The sequence below is a fragment of the Bradyrhizobium sp. OAE829 genome (genome assembly GCF_040546575.1).
Lineage (GTDB): Bacteria > Pseudomonadota > Alphaproteobacteria > Rhizobiales > Xanthobacteraceae > Bradyrhizobium.
Genome location: NZ_JBEPOE010000001.1, coordinates 1,867,330 through 1,883,785, shown reverse-complemented (window position 1 = coordinate 1,883,785; position 16,456 = coordinate 1,867,330). Strand labels below are relative to the sequence as shown.

The following is a 16,456-nucleotide window of genomic DNA, read 5'->3' as shown; positions in this document are numbered from 1 at the left end:
GCTCGTATCCTTGTTACGTGCCAGGCGCTTCGCGCAGGCCGCCATAGGCGGCCCAGGTGGTGCCGGCGATATATCCGGCGTCGACCGGCAGGTTGATGCCGGTGACACCGCTGCTCATCGGTGACAGCAACCACGCAATCGCCTGCGCGACCTCGATCGGCTCGACCAATCGGTTCATCGCTGTCGGGTTTTCCAGCAGGCGCTTGTTGAGCGCGCCGGAGGCAATGCCGGCTTCGAGCGCCGCGGTGCGGGTGAAGCCGGGAGAGACGGCATTGACGCGCACGCCGGTACGTCCCCATTCGGCGGCAAGCGTTTGCGTGATCTGGATGACGCCGGCTTTCGCGGCCGTATAGGCGTGGATCGGCCCGGAGGTCATGCCCGCGACCGAGGCGACATTGACGATGGCGCCGTGCCGGCGCTCGGCCATTTTGACGCCGACGCTGCGGGCGACCAGAAATGTGCCGCGCAGGTCGATATTGACCTCGCGGTCCCATTGATCCATCCGCACGCGCTCGACCGGATGCATCTTGCCGAACACGCCGGCGGCATTGACGAGGCCGCTGATCGGGCCGTGGGCGGTCTCGATATCGGCGATGCCGCTGACGACGGCGCTCTCGCTGGCGACGTCGAACGGGGTAAGCCACAGGATCGTCCTGGTGCCGGCCAGTGGTTCCGGCGCAATGTCAGTGATCACAACACGCTGGCCCTGTTCGGCCAGCAGCGTCGCGGTTGCAGCGCCAATGCCGCGGCTTCCGCCGGTGACGAGAACGATCCCCTCAGCGCTCATGGTCGTTGCCTTTGTCGGCTGAATTGAAGAGCCCGCGCGTCATCAGCTTCTGGTAGGCGGAGATGACATGGTCGGGCACGGCCGTGACCGCACCGTCCGAATAGGAATACCGCCGGCTCAGATAGCCGCGCGCGCCCATCAGTATTTGGACGATGGCCTCGAACTCCTCGTCGCTATAGCTGTCGACCGTGCCCGCAAGCCGAGCACGCTTCAGGATACGAACATAGGCCGTCGAGATATTCTCGAAATGCTTCTGGTAGCCGATCGGCGCAAAGAACTCGGCCTCGTTGAGGATGCGCAGGAATTCCGGCACCTCGCGGATGAAGTCGAAGAAGGCGCTGAAGCGTTCGACTTCCTGCTGCGCGGTCTGCGCCGTGCCGGTGCGCGCACGAATGAAGCGCACCATGTCGATGCCGATTTTCGGCAGCAACTGATCCAGCAGTTCCTGGCGGTTTTCGAAGTGATTGTAGAACGTGCCCTGCGCGACGCCGGCTTCCTCGGTGATGCGGGCGACAGAGGCTTCGGCATAGCCGTATTTGCCGACGATCTTGGTCGCGGCATCGAAAATCTTGCGCTTGGTCCAGGCGTTGCGCTCGACGCGGTTGAGCTTTGTGACCTTGCCGGAATTGGCTCGCGTTGCCTGCGTCATGAAGCCTCCAGTTCGGCGCGCAGCACGCGCTTGAGCACCTTGCCCGACGGGTTGCGTGGCAGGCTTTCGCGGATGATCAATTGCTTCGGCACCTTGAAGCCGGCGAGCCGCGTGCGGCAATGATCGGTGAGGGCAGGCAGCTCCAGCGCCGCGCCTTCTCCCAGCACCACGATCGCGACAGGCTTTTCGCCCCAACGCGCGTCCGGCATGCCGATGACCGCGCATTCGCGCACCTGCGGCAATTCATAGATCACGCGTTCGACTTCGGACGACGCGATATTCTCGCCCCCGGAAATGATCATGTCCTTCTTGCGGTCGGTGAGATAAAGAAAGCCGTCTTCATCGAGATAGCCGATATCACCGCTGCGGAACCAATCGCCGAAGAAAGCGGCCGCGGTTTTCTCGGGATCTTTCCAGTAGCCTTGGGTGACCTTCGGTCCGCGCAGGCAAATTTCGCCGTTTTCGCCGGGTGCCAGGCGATGGCCGGCATCGTCGCGGATCTCGATCTCGACATGGGCGATGGCGCGGCCGGTCGATCCGATCTTTTCGATCTCACGGCCGGGCTCCATGAAAGTGTCACCGCCGCAGGTTTCCGTCAGGCCATAGGCGTCGATATAGCGGGCGTTCACAAAATATTCGGAGAAGCTGCGGATGCGCGCTTCCGGTGTCTTCTCGCCGCCGCCGATCGCCCATTGCAGGCTCGAGACGTCGTAGCGATCGCGGGTCAGGCAGGTGAGGATCGCGGTGGTCATCACGGGCGCAAACCAGGCCGCGTTCAGCCTCTCGGCTTCGATCGCCGCCAGCGCCTGCTCGGGTTCGAAGTTGCGGTGGATGGAAAGCATGCCGCCATGCCAGAGCACGGCAATCCCCGGCAGATCCAGCGCGCCGACATGATAGAGCGGGCCGACCACCAGCAACCGCGTATCGGCGTTCAGTCCGAGCACCAGCGTATGGTCCGCCGACTTCCAGTAGATGTTCTCATAGGTGAGCATCACGCCCTTGGGCCGGTCGGTGGTGCCTGACGTGTACATCAGCCGCATCAGGTCGCGCGGTTGTCTTGGATGCATCGGGGCGGGGGCGATGTCAGGCGCGAGCCGCGAGATGCCGGATTGCGCGGCCTCATTGAGCAGCACCACGGGAACGTTACCTGCTGCAATGCCGGCCAGCTCTTCGTCCGCGATCAAAATGCGCGCGCCGGAATTGCCGACGATGTAGCCGACCTCGTCGGCCGACAGCCGATAGTTGATCGGCAGAAACACCGCGCCGATGTGGCTGGTTGCAAACACCAGTTCGAGAAACGCGGTGCTGTTCTTCATCAGCACCGCGACGACATCGCCCGCGCCGATGCCGCGCGAGGCGAGCCAGCCGCCCACGTGGCCGATGCGGCGGTGGAGGTCGGCGTAGCAGATCTCATCGCCGCGGTATTTCAGCGCACAGCGGCCCGGCGTGCGCCTGGCGTGAAAGGCGATGAAGCTCGAAAGGTTGATCATTTCTCGGCTCAAAAGGCCGGATTCCGGCCTGATCTCCCGTTGGATGAATTATGACTCGTAATTCATATTTGGCTTGACGTCACCCCCTTTGCTCTGAAATCTTGGGAGTATGGGGGCAGCACGATCCCCGGCTGGGATTTGGGCAGGAAACTGGGAACGCAAACCCGAGAGGGAGGGAATAATGACGAGAACCCGCAAACCGGGCATCAGCCGCCGTTCAACGCTGGCGCTGATGGGCGCCGGTGCCGTGACTTTCGCGACACCGTGGGTGGCGCGGGCGCAGGCCAAGACCATCAAGGTCGGCATGCCCACCATTCTCTCCGGCCGCGTGGCACAACTCGGAACGTCATCGCGCAACGGCGTGATGCTGGAAGTCGAGAAGGTCAACGCCGCCGGCGGTCTGGCCGGACGGCAGATCGAGATGGTGATCCGCGATTCCAAGGGGCAGCCGCAGGAAGCCGCCCGCGTGGCGCGCGAACTGGTCAACACCGATGGCTGCGAACTCCTGATCGATGCCGAGGCGTCATCCGGAGCGTTCGCCGTGCACGAAGTCGCGCGCGATCTCGGCGTGCTCTGCATTCACACCAATTCGGAAACCTCGGCGCTGACCGCCGATCCCAAGCAGCACATTCCCAACGCGTTCCGCACCGCGCGCCAGGGCGTGCATGACTCGATCGTCGGCGGCAGCTACGCGGCGGCGATCTCCAAGGCGAAGGGCCTGAAGAAATGGGCCACCTGCGCGCCCGATTACGCCTATGGCCGCGACACCACCGGTGAGTTCACGCTGTATCTGAAGCGCTTTGCGCCTGACGTCGAGATCATCAGCGAGTCCTGGCCAAAGCTGTTCCAGCCTGATTACACCGAGGTCGTCACCAAGATCCTGCAGGCCAAGCCGCAAGCGCTGTATTCCTGCCTGTGGGGCGGCGACCTGACCTCCTATATCGATCAGGCCAACATCTATGCACTGTTCACCCAGATGGAGGTGTTCGCGGTCAACATGGCCGACTACACCGCGCTCACCGTGGTGAAGAACCTGCCCAAGGGCATTCATTCCGGCAACCGCTACATCAAGACCTATCCTGCGACCGCGGAGAACGCGGCCTGGGGCGATGCCTACAAGGCGAAATACAACGAGTACCCGACCAACTGGTCGTGGGAGAACGCAACCGCGATCATGTTGCTCGCCGAGGCTTCGAAGAAGGCGAATTCCGCTGACGGCAAGAAGATTGCGGAAGCATTGCGTGGCCTCAAGATCAAATCGCCGTTCGGCGCCGACGGCACCGTGACGATGCGGGCCGAGGACCAGACCCTGATCGGCTATGCGATCGGGTGGGGCACGACGATCCCGCAAGAGCCCTACGTGCCGGAGGTCAAGCCGGGCGACTGGAAGACCATTCTCGAACTCGAAGCCGAGTGGAAGAAGAGCAAGGGTTACACCTGATCTATCCGCGAAACGGAGGCAGCGCAGGCCGCCTCCGTTCACCGCTCCATGGTGCTTTCACGCGCCGTTCTTCCGGCACGCCGTAACGGATATTTTCCTTGGATCTCGATACACTCACCGGCTGTCTCGCCAGCTCCGCCTGTCTGGTGACGCAAACCACCAGCGGCTTCATCATCGGCATGTTGCTGTTTCTCGTCGCCGTCGGGCTGACGCTGATTTTCGGCGTGCTCAAGGTGGTGAATTTCAGCCACGGCGCTTTCTACATGTTCGGTGCCTATTTCGCGATGACGGCCTATCAGTTTACCGGCAGCTTTGCGCTGGCGATGCTGTGCGGTGCGGCCGGCACCGCGCTGCTGGGCCTGATCTTCGAACGCGTCTTCATGAGCCGGGTCTACGGCCGCGACGTGCTGATGCAGGTCCTCGTCTGCTACGCCTTCGTGCTGATATTTGACGATGTCGTACGGATGATCTGGGGACCGGAATTCAAGTCGATGGGCATGCCGGCGGCGTTCCAGATTCCGCCGCTGTTCATCGCCGGCGGCGTGGTGCCGCCATACTATCTGCTGCTGATCGCCGTCGCGCTGGTGGCCGCGATCGTTCTCGGCCTCGGTCTTGCCCGCACCCGGATCGGCAAGGTGATCCGCGCGGCGGCGCATAATCCGGGCATGGTGTCCGCGCTCGGCATCAACACCGGCCTGATCTATGGCGGCGTGTTCGCGCTCGGCGGGATGCTGGCGGGACTGGCCGGCGCGCTCGCCGCACCCGTCCGTTCGCTGACGCCGGGAATGGGATTTTCGGTGCTGATCGAATCCTTCATCGTCACCGTGATCGGCGGCATGGGCTCGATCCTGGGCGCGCTGATCGGCGCGCTCCTGATCGGCATGATCCGCTCGTTTGGTTCGCTCGGCTTTCCCCTGTTTACGGAAGGCCTGATGTATCTGTTCATGGTGATCGTGCTGGTCTCCCGCCCGACCGGCCTGTTCGGCAAGGAGGTCGCGTGACCGAATTGCAGGCCGAACAGGCGAGCAAGGTGCTCGACAACTCCGTTACCAAGTCAAGGCCGCGCCCCAATCGGGATGCGCTGATTGCGGTTGCGGTCTTTGTCGTGCTTGCCCTGCTGCCGATGCTCACCAGCAGTAAATTCCTGCTCGACTTCGTGATCCGTTGCGCGGCCTATGGGCTGTTCGCGACGTCGCTCAACCTTCTGGTCGGCTACACCGGCCTGACGTCGTTTGGCCACGGCATGTTCTTTGGCCTTGGCGCCTACGGCTTCGGGCTGATGATGCAGAAGACCGGTGTCGCCGTCCCGGTGGCTTTCGTTGCCACGCTGGCGATCACGTTCGTCGTCGCCCTCGTCATTGGCGCCATTTGCGTGCGGCTGAAGGAAATCTATTTCGCCTTCGTGACACTGGCGTTCCAGATGCTGATCCATTCGACCATCCTGTCCTGGGTGTCGCTGACCGGCGGCGATCAGGGATTGCGCGGCGGCATTCCCCGGCCGCCATTTTTGGGCATTGATCTATCGAACCATCTGCATCTGTACATTGTCAGCTGCGCGCTCTTGGTGATCGGGCTGTTCTTGATGCACCAGATCGCGCAGTCGCCGTTCGGCTACACGCTGCGCATGATCCGCGACAACGCCACGCGGGCGAGTTTTATCGGCATCGACGTCTGGCGCGCCAAACTGACGATCTTCGTGCTCGCGGCGCTGTTCGCCTCGACCGGCGGCATCATCATGGCGCTGTTCGTCTCCGGCGCTTATCCGGAGTTTGCCTATTGGACGATTTCGGGCGAGGGCATCTTCATCAACATGCTGGGCGGCGTGACCACATTCCTGGGGCCGATGGTCGGCACCGCGCTGTTCCTGATCCTCAACGATACCGTCACCCGTGTGACCGAATATCACGGCATCGTTCTCGGCATCGTGATCCTGTTCTTCGCCATCGGCCTGCGCAAAGGCCTGATGGATTTCGTGATCGAATGGTACGCGCAGCGCCGCGAGCGTTCCGGGGAGCGCGCATCATGAGCCCGGCGGCAAAGGCGCGGGTCAGCGTGGTAACGGGCGGCGCCAGCGGGATTGGCGCGTCTTGCGCGCGGGAGCTCTCCGCGAGCGGCGATCTCGTGATCGTTGTCGATCGCGATTTGGCGAAGGCAGGGGATGTCGCCGCGGAATTTGGCGGCAGGGCCTACGTCGCCGATGTCGGGGACGAGACCAGCGTCGAGGCATGCGCGGAAGCGATTGAGCGCGAATGCGGGCCGGTCGACGTGCTCGTCAACAGTGCCGGGATCATCCAGGTGCCGGTGCGGCCGCACGATTTGCCTATGTCGGCCTGGGACGACGTCGTTCGTGTCGACCAGCGTGGCACCTATGTCGCCTGCCTCGCCTTTGCCCGGCGCATGATCGCGCGCCAACGCGGCAGCATCGTCAACATCGCCTCGATCGCCGGCATGCGCTCGATGCCGTTACATGCCTACGCCCCGGCCAAGGCGGCCGTGATTGCGATCACCGAATGCCTCGCCGCGGAGTGGGGCCCCTCCGGCGTACGGGTGAATGCCGTTTCTCCGGGCTATACGCTAACGCCGGCGCTCAAGAACGCGATTGATCGCGGCGAGCGGGATGTCTCCGCGCTAACAGCCAATGCCGCGCTGCGCCGTCTGGTCGATCCTTCCGAAATCGGTCGTGTTGTCGCCTTTCTTGCCTCCGATGCCGCGTCCGCGATCACGGGCGCCAATTTGCCGGTCGATTGCGGCTGGTTGGCCGGTATATCATGGAGCACCTATGGCAGACTTCGGGAGGCGAATGGCTAGCCATGCTGGAAATTCGCGCACTCTCGAAATCTTTCGGCGGCGTCAAGGCGACCGACAACGTGACGCTGGACTTTGCTGACGGTTCGTTGACCGCTGTCATCGGCCCCAATGGTGCCGGCAAGAGCACATTCTTCAACCTGATCACCGGGGCGCTGAAGCCGGATTCCGGCCAGATCCTGCTCAATGGCGTCGATCTGGCCGGGCGCTCGCCGCCCGAGATCGTGCGCCATGGCATCGGACGCGCGTTCCAGGTCGCAAGTATTTTTCCTTCGCTCACGGTGCAGGAAACGATGCTGGCGGCCGTCGGCGCCGATCAGCGCCGCGCCGGTGTTATGCATCGAAGATTTCCGCTGGCTGAAACCCGCGACCGCGCCGAGCACGCGATGGAATTGCTTGGGCTGGCCAGCAAGCGTAATCGGACGGCGGCGACGCTGTCGCATGGCGACCAGAAGCTGCTCGATATCGCGCTGGCGCTGGTGCTCGATCCGAAGGTCCTGCTGCTCGACGAGCCCACCGCCGGCATGGGCACCGAAGAGCGCTGGCGCATGATCGACAAGGTCAGGGAGCTCTGGGAGAAACAGAAGATCACGGTCGTCTTCATCGAGCACGACATGGATATCGTGTTCAAGATCGCGCCCGAGATCGTGGTGCTGTGCTACGGCCGGATTCTCGCCACCGGCAAGCCCGATGCGGTTCGCCGCAACGAGGCCGTCATCGAGGCCTATCTCGGCACCGAACATCACGCGGAGGCCGCGATATGAGCGCGCAGCCGGTGGTGCAGGTCGAGGACCTCGACGTTTTCTACGGCAGCAGCCAGATCCTGTTTGGCGTCGGCCTGTCGGTGCGGCAGGGCGAGACCATGGCGCTGCTCGGCCGCAACGGCGCCGGTAAGTCGACCACGATGAAGGCGATCATGGGCCTGGCGCCGGCGCGCCGCGGCAAGGTCACCCTGCGGGGCAGGACCGTATCCGGGCTGAAGCCGCATCACATCGCCCGCGCCGGCCTCGGCTTCGTGCCGGAGGATCGCCAGATCTTCCCCGAGCATACGGTCGAGGACAATCTGGAGATCGGTGCCAAGAAGGGCCCTGACGGCCAGGACGAATGGTCGATCCGGCGCATCTACGACGTATTTCCGCTGCTGGAGCCCTTGCGGTACCGGATCGCGGGACGCCTCTCGGGCGGCGAACAGCAGATGCTGGCGATTGCCCGCACCCTGATGGGTAATCCGGCGCTGCTGCTGCTGGACGAGCCGAGCGAGGGGCTGGCGCCGATCATCGTGCAAAGGATCGGCGAATTGCTGCGACAACTTCGCGGCACCGGCGCCACGGTGTTGATCGCCGAGCAGAACATGCATTTTTGCCTTGGCCTTGCGAGCCACGCGACGGTTATCGACAAGGGCCAGATCGTCTACACATCCGGTATCGAAGAGCTGAAAGCCAACGAAAACATTCGTCAGCGCTATCTCGCGCTGTAGCTTTCGGCCCGACCAGGTGTGGGGGAACAATGGCAGTCAATCGGATGCTAACGCCGACGCATGAGGCACCGTACCGGGGTCTGCGTGTGCTTGATTTCGGGCAGGGCATCGCCTCGCCCTACTGCGCGATGCTGCTCGGCGTCTACGGCGCTGACGTTATCAAGGTCGAGCCGCCGGAGGGGGATTGGTCGCGTTTCCTGGGAACGACCTATGGAAACCATACGACGCTGTCGGCGGTCTATAACCGCGGCAAGCGCAGCCTCTGCCTCGACATGAAGCACAAGGACGCGATCGCAATCGCCCGGAAGCTGGCGAAAGATTGCGACGTTTTGATCGAAGGCTTTCGCCCCGGTGTCGCCGCCAGGCTTGGAATTGGCTACGAGGAACTCTCGCGCGACAATCCCGGTTTGATCTATCTCTCGGTGAGCGCATTCGGGCAGAGCGGACCTTACTCAAAGCGGCCCGGATCGGATTCCGTTGCGCAGGCGTTTTCCGGCCTGGTGTCGATCAATGTCGGCAACGACAAGACCCCGCACCGCGTCGGCACGACCGTCTCCGACGTCGTGACCGGCGTCTACGCCTTCCAGGCGATATCAACCACGCTGTTCGCGCGCGCGACCACCGGCACCGGCCGCTGGATCGACGTCAATCTCTGCCAGTCGACGGCGGCGCTGCTCGGCCACAAGGTCGCCGAGCATGTTCTGGAGGGCGGCGCACCGCGGGCGCTCAACGTGCCGGCAGGTTCCTACCAGACCAGCGATGGCTGGATGATGGTGACGCTGGTCAACGAACCGCAATACAAGCGCCTGTGCGCGGCCATCGAGCGCGACGACCTCGCCAGCGATCCGCGCTTTGCGGACTTCGCCAGCCGGGCCGACTCGGCCGACACGTTGATCTCGCAGCTGCGCGAGGTTTTCCTGGCGCGACCGACCGAGGCGTGGCTGTCGCGGTTGCATGCGGCCGATATCATTGCCGAACGCATCCTCAATCCCGGGGAGTGGCTGCGCAATCCTCACGTCGAAGCGACCAATGCGTCGGTGTGCCAGGATACCCCCGGCGTCGGCCCGGTCTACACGCCGCGCACGCCGGGTATTGCCAGCCTTTCTGAAGACGCACTTTGCCCCGCGCCGGATATCGGACAGGATAGCGTAGCGATCCTGACCGAGGCCGGACTCGATCGCAGCACCATCGATGATTTGATCGCAGCCGGCGCGGTGCGTCAGGCCAGACAATAAGGAAGCGGCATCATGAGCGCTGAACTCGTTCGCTACTCCGTCTCGGACAAGATCGCGGAGATCATGCTGGACCGGCCGCCAGTCAACGCGCTGAGCATGCCGCTGATCGATGCGTTGCTGGCGGCGCTGCAGAAAGCGAAGGACGATCCGTCGGTAGCATCAGTCATCATCGGCAGCCTGCACAAGGTGTTCTGTGCCGGGCTCGATCTCGACATCGTCAGGGGCAAGCCCGGGATCGAAACCAAGAAATTCCTCGAGCGACTGTATTTCGCACTCAACGACACCCAGTATCGCATGGGCAAGCCGACCATTGCCGCGGTCGACGGCGCGGTGCGGGCCGGCGGCATGACGATTGCGATCTCCTGCGACATGATCATCGCCGGCGACGCCTCGACATTCGGCTATCCGGAGATCGATGTCGGACTGATCCCGGCGATCCACTTCGTGCAGCTGCCGCGGCTGGTCGGAAAGCACCAGGCGTTCGGGCCGCTGTTTCTGGGCGAGCCCTTTGATGCCGCGACTGCATTCCGCATGGGCCTTCTGAGCGAAGTGGTCCCGAAGGGGACCGCGCTCGACCGCGCCCGCGATATTGCGCGGAAGCTCGCCGCCAAGTCGCCGATCGTGATGAAGATCGGCCGCGATTCGTTCATGCGGGCGGTCGATGCCGATTTCCGCCGTTCGGTGGAGAACACGGCCGAGAGCTTTGCGCTGGTGGCGACGACCGAAGATTGTCAGGAAGGGTTGAACGCGTTCGTCGAAAAGCGGACGCCAAACTACAAGGGACGCTGATGGCCGGACTATATTTCGAGGAGTTCGAGGTCGGCCGGGAATTCCATCATGAATTCAGCCGGACCGTCACCGAGATGGACAATACGATGTTCAGCCTGCTGACGATGAATCCGCAGCCGCTGCATATCGATGCGCATTTCTCCGAGAATACCGAATTCGGCCAACGGCTGTTCAACAGCCTCTATACGCTCGGCATCATGATCGGCATGAGTGTCTACGATACGACGCTGGGCACAACGGTCGGCAATCTGGGCATGACCGACGTCAAATTCCCGAAACCGGTGTTTCATGGCGATACGCTGAAATCCTATACGAAGATCATTTCCAAGCGTGCCAGCAAGTCGCGGCCGACGCAGGGGATCGTCGAGTTCGAGCACACCATGACCAATCAGCGCGGGGAGGTGGTCGCGAGCTGCCGCCGCACCGGCCTGATGCATTGCAAACCAAAGGCGTGAATTGATGCGATCCTTCCTGTTCGTTCCCGGCGACAGCCTGCGCAAGTTCGAAAACGCCAGGAAGACCGCGGCCGATGCGTTGATCCTCGACCTCGAGGATTCGATCGCGCCGGACGAGAAGGTCGGGGCGCGCCGCACCGTGCGCGAAATGCTCGATGCGCGTAACCCGGGCCAGAAGATCTATGTTCGCGTCAACGCGCTCGATACCGGCATGACGCTGGGCGATCTCGCCGCCGTGATCCCGGGCCGGCCCGACGGTGTCGTGCTGCCGAAATGCGCCGGCGCTGCCGACGTCAATAAACTGTCCCTGTATCTCGATGCGTTTGAAGCTGCATCTGACATCGAACACGGAACCACCCGGATCGTGACCGTGGCGACGGAGACGGCGCGGGCGGTGCTCAAGCTGCTCGACTTCGAGAACATCAGCCCGCGGCTGTGGGGGATGATGTGGGGCGCGGAGGATCTTGCGGCGTCGCTCGGCGCCTCGCGCAACCGGACGGCGGGCCGATATCACGGGCCGTTCGTGCTGGCACGCGACCTCTGCCTGATCAGCGCCGCGGCCGCCGGCGTCGTCGCGATCGATACCATTGCCACCGACATCAACGATCTCGAAGGCTTACGGGAAGAATCAATCGCGGCGCGTCAGGACGGCTTCCTCGCCAAGGCGGTGATCCATCCCAGGCACGTCGATGTCGTCAACGCCGCCTTCCTGCCGACGGACGAAGAGATCGCCTGGTCGGAGAAGATCGTCAAAGCCTTCAACGACAATCCGGCCTACGGCGTCGTCAAGATCGACGGCAAGATGATCGACAAGCCGCATCTGCGCGCCGCCGAAAAGATCTTGGCACTGCGGGCTAAGTAGGGTGGGCCAAGGCGCTCTTGCGCCGTGCCCACCATCTACTTCGATGGCCTGAATGGCGGGCACGCTGCGTGCGACAAATTGGCCCGTCGGGCAAAGTTTCGCTTTTCCGGAAGGGCAAATCAGGAGCACATATATCGCCATCCCGTCCTACTCAGAAGGGCGTCGGCCGTCGTCACGGACGTTGGGCGGGTTGCGGTGGACGCTGGTTTGCGCTGAGACGACGGCGTGGATAAGCGTACGGCAAAACCGTGTGGTCCTGGCGCCCGTTGCAGGTGTCAAGCTGTCGGTAGGCGAGAGCTGAACGGCAGCGACGGAGTCAACCAAGAACTCGTCTCCGGGGAGATCACGGCATAAGCCGTAAAGCCATTGCGCAGGGAAGGCCGGGTGTTCACCGCTGCCCTGTATGCTCGTGTGCACACTTTTCTGTGCAAACCGCACACGAGACCGCGGGTGCAGCGCGCACCCGGTCTTCCCTGCGCCCTCTGTTTTCGAGGGCAAGGAAGTTCTGGCAAAGCTCGGGCGCAATGCGTCGCGAGAATGCGGCCACATATACAGCTGTCGTCACCCGCGCAGGCGGGTGACCCAGTATTCCAGAGACGCTTATGATAGAACCGAGAAGCCGCGGCGTACTGGGTCCCCCGCTTTCGCGGAGGACGACACCATTATTGGCGCTGTACCATCCCCGTCATTGCGAGCGCAGCGAAGCAATCCGGCTATCCGTTCTGCCGAGGTATGGATTGTTTCGCTGCGCTCGCAATGACGTAGATCGATAGCGGGGTATCAAGTGGACCGGCGCCCCTGCCCGAAGTGCATGGCCCCAGACGCGCGGTGTGAATTGACTCCAAGGCTTAACCGGCTGCAAATGCAGCCAACCAATAACCGCGAGGAAAGCACCATGGTTGACGCGCTGATCATCGACGCCTGCAGGACACCGCGTGGCATTGGCAAGGCCGGCAAGGGCGCGCTCGCGGGTATCCATCCGCAGCAACTCGGCGCCACCGTGTTGCGGGCGCTGGCCGAACGCACCGGGATCAATACCGCTGACGTCGACGACATCATCTGGGGTACCAGTTCCCAACGCGGAGCGCAGAGCGGAAACCTCGGCCGGATGTCGGCGCTGGATGCCGGCTATGACGTGCGCGCCAGCGGCGTCACGCTGGACCGGTTCTGTGGTTCTGGCATCACCAGCGTCAACATGGCGGCCAACGCCATCATGGCGGGCTCCGAGGATCTCGTGATCGCTGGTGGCACCGAGATGATGTCGATGGAGGGGCGGCGCGGCGAGGGACCGTTCATGATGGACAATGGCAATCTTCGTCTGCGCGCCCGGCATCCGCAATCGCATCAGGGCGTCTGCGCCGATGCCGTGGCGACGCTGGAGGGTATTTCGCGTCAGGACGTCGATGGACTCGGTCTGGAGAGCCAGAAGCGGGCGGCCGCCGCCATCAAGGGCGGTCATTTCGACAAGAGCCTCGTGCCGGTTCACCGCGAGGACGGCAGCCTTGCGCTGGACCGCGAGGAATATCCGCGCCCGCAGACCACGCTGGAAGGCCTTGCCGGGTTGAAGCCCGCCTTTACCGCGGTCGCGGACTATCCGCTCGACGACAAGGGCACGACCTATCGTAATCTCATTCTGGACAAGTACCCTGATCTCGACATCAACTTCATGCATCACGCCGGCAATTCCTCCGGCGTCGTCGACGGCTCGGCGGCCATTCTGCTGGCTTCGCCGAATTATGCCAAGGCGCATGGCCTGAAGCCGCGGGCACGCGTGGTCGCGATGGCGAACATGGGAGACTCCCCGACCTTGATGCTGAATGCGCCGGTGCCGGCGGCGCGCAAGGTGTTGGCCAAGGCCGGCCTCACGCTCGATGATATCGACCTGTTCGAAATCAACGAGGCCTTCGCCGTCGTCGCCGAAAAATTCATCCGCGACCTCAAGCTCGACCGCGACAAGGTCAACGTCAATGGCGGCTCGATCGCGCTCGGTCACCCCATCGGCGCCACCGGCTCGATCCTGATCGGTACCGTTCTCGACGAACTCGAGCGGCGCGACCTCAGGCGTGGCCTGGTGACGATGTGCGCCGCCGGTGGCATGGCGCCGGCGATCATCATCGAGCGAGTCTGAAGCGTTATCGAGCGAAGGGAGCGCGTCAAATCAAGCTACGGGAAACTGCAGTTCGAACGCGACGCCCTTGTCTGATGGCAAAAGCCGGATCGATCCGCCGTGACTTGCCATCACGGCCTGGACGATGGCGAGTCCCATTCCGGTGCCGCCAGTGTCGCGGCGGGTGGTGAAGAACGCATCGAATATCTTCTCCCGGTTGGGTTCGGATATCGGATCCCCGTCGTTGCTCACGGTCATCTTGACCGAGGCGCCTTCATCGACCGCCGCCAGTCTCACATTCCCGGCGTTGTGACGAATGGCGTTGTCGGTCAGATGCGAAAGGACGATGAGCGCCTTCTCATTGGACATGCCGATCGAACGTTCGAGGCAGCCGGTGGCGTCGATCGCGCGGGTGGGAAAACGGCCCTTCAGTCCGCTGATGACCTGGCTTAATTCGGTGTGCTCGTTCTGCGGCGTGGTCTCGGCGCGCGCCAGTTCGCGCAGCCGCTGCGTCATGGCTTCCAGGCGCTCGGTGTCGCCCAGAATGTTCGATACGAAAGTCTTCTGCTCCGTCAGTGTGAGATTGTCGGTCTTGCTCTGCAGCGAATCCAGCAAGAGTTCTGCGGCGCCCTTGATCGAGGTCAGCGGCGACTTCAGCTCGTGGGTGAGATGCGACGAGAAGGTCGCGATGTAATCCGATCGCCGCGACAATTGCTCGGCCATATCGAGAAAGCTGTGTGACAGCTGGGAGAATTCGCGGGTGCCGTAATGCGCCAGCGGCTGAAAGGCGTCGCGGTCGCCGCGGCTGATACGGGCGGCGCGATCGACCAGTTCGCGCATCGGCCGGGTGATGGTGCGGGAAAACACCAGGCCAATGATGACCGTGGCGAAGATGACGGCGAAGCCCGCAAGAATGAACTTCCCGCGTTCCTGATAGAGATGGTCGAAGATGTTGCTCGGCGTCCTCGATAAATAGACGACGCCGGCAACGCGGTTGTTGACGAGCACGGGCATGGCCGAGAACACGTGAACGCCGACGCCGCGGCTGATCGAGTAGATCGGCGGCGGGGGCTTGTCGGGGACCCTGATCCGCAACGCGGCGCGATACTGGCCCTGCAGCGCCGTCGCCACCTCCTCGATATGCGCCAGCGATTGGCCGACTTCGTTGCGGCCGGCGATCACGACGCCGCGGGGATCGAGGATCCGGAAACCCGCCAGCGTGACCTTCTGTGTTTCCAGGATGATCGGCATCAGCCGGGCACCGATCTCGACATAGGCCTGAGATGCGGGAGCCGCGGCCGGAAGTGCGTCGGGCCGCCGCCTCAGCAGGTCAGCGCCGGCGGCAAGGTCGAGTGCCGGCCGGATTGGCGTCATCTTGTCGTCTGACACGGGACGCGCTTCGGGCGGGAGTTCAGCGCCAAGGACAACCCCGGCATTGAGGCGGGCTTCCACGTCACGCGCATAGACCGCGGCCAATACCCGGCTTTGGGCAATCAGCTCGGCCTGGGTCTGGTGAATGAGCTGGTTGTCATAGAGCCGAAAGAAGAACAGTCCGACCAGAGGCAGTGCGGCCACAGCGGCCAACGCGGCAAAAATGATCATTCCGACCGACGGCCGCCATTTCTCGCCGGCCCGTGACGTCATGCGTACGGCTCGCATCGGCCGAGCTTGAAGCCAACACCGTGGATGGTCTCGATGACATTGTCGCAGTTCACCGCGGCAAGCTTGGCGCGAATATTGCGAATGTGGCTGTCGATGGTGCGGTCCGACACCTGGATGTTGAGCTGATAGGCGGCATTCATGATCTGCTCGCGGCTGAAGACTACCGACGGCCTGGTCAGAAAAGCCCTGAGGATTCCGAATTCGATGGCGGTCAGGCGAAGCGGTGTGCCGGCGAACGCCGCAACATGCTGTTCCGGATCAACCAGCAGCCCGCCCTGGGAAAGCGCCGCCGTCGCCTTTGTGTCCGACCCACGCTGCGAGGTGCGGCGCAGGATGACATTCACCCGCGCGACGAGTTCGCGCGGACTGAACGGCTTGGTGACATAATCGTCGCCGCCGATCTCGAGGCCCAGGACGCGGTCGATCTCTTCGTCGCGTGCCGAAAGAAACAGGATCGGAACGTCCGAGGACTTACGGATCTCCCGGCAGACATCCAACCCATCGAATTCCGGCATGCCGATATCGAGAATCATGAGGTCCGGCCGGTCGGCGGCGAAGCGGGTCAAGGCTTCCTTGCCGTCCCGCGCCTCGAACACGGTCATCCCGGCCTTCCGGAGCGCGACCCGGATGACTTCGCGAATATGCAGGTCGTCATCGACGATGAGGATACGGTGTGTCAAACGTCTCTCCGGACAAA

At 63.1% G+C, this 16,456-nt stretch carries 16 protein-coding genes; 11 read left to right on the top strand and 5 right to left on the bottom strand.

Features of this window, described 5'->3' with window-relative positions; all coding sequences use genetic code 11:
* Positions 1–13: 13 nt before the first annotated feature.
* The 3 genes from ABIE49_RS09180 to ABIE49_RS09170 are packed head-to-tail and all read right to left on the bottom strand — an operon-like array spanning position 14 to position 2,926.
* The gene (locus ABIE49_RS09180; RefSeq protein ID WP_192738692.1) at positions 14–787 is read right to left on the bottom strand and encodes an SDR family NAD(P)-dependent oxidoreductase; all 774 of its coding nucleotides are present in this window, start codon (positions 785–787) and stop codon (positions 14–16) included.
* The gene (locus ABIE49_RS09175) at positions 777–1,436 is read right to left on the bottom strand and encodes a TetR/AcrR family transcriptional regulator (protein WP_192738691.1); all 660 of its coding nucleotides are present in this window, start codon (positions 1,434–1,436) and stop codon (positions 777–779) included. The genes ABIE49_RS09180 and ABIE49_RS09175 overlap by 11 nt, the downstream gene beginning before the upstream one ends.
* Positions 1,433–2,926, bottom strand: a complete 1,494-nt coding sequence (locus ABIE49_RS09170; RefSeq protein ID WP_192738690.1) for an AMP-binding protein — start codon at positions 2,924–2,926, stop codon at positions 1,433–1,435. Before ABIE49_RS09170 ends, ABIE49_RS09175 begins: the two co-directional genes overlap by 4 nt.
* A gap of 181 nt (positions 2,927–3,107) precedes the next feature.
* Here ABIE49_RS09170 and ABIE49_RS09165 point away from each other — a divergent pair, with 181 nt between their 5' ends.
* From ABIE49_RS09165 to ABIE49_RS09115, 11 genes are all read left to right on the top strand, one after another.
* Complete coding sequence (locus ABIE49_RS09165) at positions 3,108–4,367, top strand: ABC transporter substrate-binding protein (RefSeq protein ID WP_192738689.1); 1,260 nt, start codon at positions 3,108–3,110, stop codon at positions 4,365–4,367.
* Between the two features lie 98 nt (positions 4,368–4,465).
* Complete coding sequence (locus ABIE49_RS09160) at positions 4,466–5,368, top strand: branched-chain amino acid ABC transporter permease (RefSeq protein WP_192738688.1); 903 nt, start codon at positions 4,466–4,468, stop codon at positions 5,366–5,368.
* Positions 5,365–6,393 carry a branched-chain amino acid ABC transporter permease gene (locus ABIE49_RS09155; protein ID WP_502915873.1) on the top strand — a complete coding sequence of 343 codons (1,029 nt, stop codon included), beginning with the start codon at positions 5,365–5,367 and terminating at the stop codon, positions 6,391–6,393. The genes ABIE49_RS09160 and ABIE49_RS09155 overlap by 4 nt, the downstream gene beginning before the upstream one ends.
* Positions 6,390–7,175, top strand: coding sequence for an SDR family NAD(P)-dependent oxidoreductase (locus tag ABIE49_RS09150; RefSeq protein ID WP_192738687.1), 786 nt, complete (start codon positions 6,390–6,392; stop codon positions 7,173–7,175). The genes ABIE49_RS09155 and ABIE49_RS09150 overlap by 4 nt, the downstream gene beginning before the upstream one ends.
* Positions 7,176–7,177: 2 nt before the next feature.
* Positions 7,178–7,936: an ABC transporter ATP-binding protein gene (locus ABIE49_RS09145; RefSeq protein ID WP_192738686.1), complete on the top strand. Its 759-nt coding sequence runs from the start codon at positions 7,178–7,180 to the stop codon at positions 7,934–7,936.
* Positions 7,933–8,649, top strand: coding sequence for an ABC transporter ATP-binding protein (locus tag ABIE49_RS09140; protein WP_192738685.1), 717 nt, complete (start codon positions 7,933–7,935; stop codon positions 8,647–8,649). Before ABIE49_RS09145 ends, ABIE49_RS09140 begins: the two co-directional genes overlap by 4 nt.
* 29 nt (positions 8,650–8,678) lie before the next feature.
* Positions 8,679–9,884, top strand: coding sequence for a CaiB/BaiF CoA transferase family protein (locus ABIE49_RS09135; protein ID WP_192738684.1), 1,206 nt, complete (start codon positions 8,679–8,681; stop codon positions 9,882–9,884).
* Positions 9,885–9,896: 12 nt separating this feature from the next.
* Positions 9,897–10,673: an enoyl-CoA hydratase/isomerase family protein gene (locus ABIE49_RS09130; RefSeq protein ID WP_192738683.1), complete on the top strand. Its 777-nt coding sequence runs from the start codon at positions 9,897–9,899 to the stop codon at positions 10,671–10,673.
* Positions 10,673–11,128, top strand: a complete 456-nt coding sequence (locus tag ABIE49_RS09125) for a MaoC family dehydratase (protein WP_192738682.1) — start codon at positions 10,673–10,675, stop codon at positions 11,126–11,128. Before ABIE49_RS09130 ends, ABIE49_RS09125 begins: the two co-directional genes overlap by 1 nt.
* 4 nt (positions 11,129–11,132) lie before the next feature.
* Positions 11,133–11,990, top strand: coding sequence for an HpcH/HpaI aldolase/citrate lyase family protein (locus ABIE49_RS09120; RefSeq protein ID WP_192738681.1), 858 nt, complete (start codon positions 11,133–11,135; stop codon positions 11,988–11,990).
* An 895-nt stretch (positions 11,991–12,885) separates the two neighbouring features.
* Complete coding sequence (locus ABIE49_RS09115) at positions 12,886–14,118, top strand: acetyl-CoA C-acetyltransferase (protein WP_192738680.1); 1,233 nt, start codon at positions 12,886–12,888, stop codon at positions 14,116–14,118.
* Positions 14,119–14,148: 30 nt separating this feature from the next.
* Here the strand turns inward: ABIE49_RS09115 and ABIE49_RS09110 are convergent, their stop codons facing one another.
* Complete coding sequence (locus tag ABIE49_RS09110) at positions 14,149–15,741, bottom strand: ATP-binding protein (RefSeq protein ID WP_192738679.1); 1,593 nt, start codon at positions 15,739–15,741, stop codon at positions 14,149–14,151.
* Positions 15,738–16,439 (bottom strand): response regulator transcription factor, encoded by a 702-nt coding sequence (locus tag ABIE49_RS09105; protein ID WP_192738678.1) that lies wholly within the window; start codon positions 16,437–16,439, stop codon positions 15,738–15,740. Before ABIE49_RS09105 ends, ABIE49_RS09110 begins: the two co-directional genes overlap by 4 nt.
* Positions 16,440–16,456: the final 17 nt, after the last annotated feature.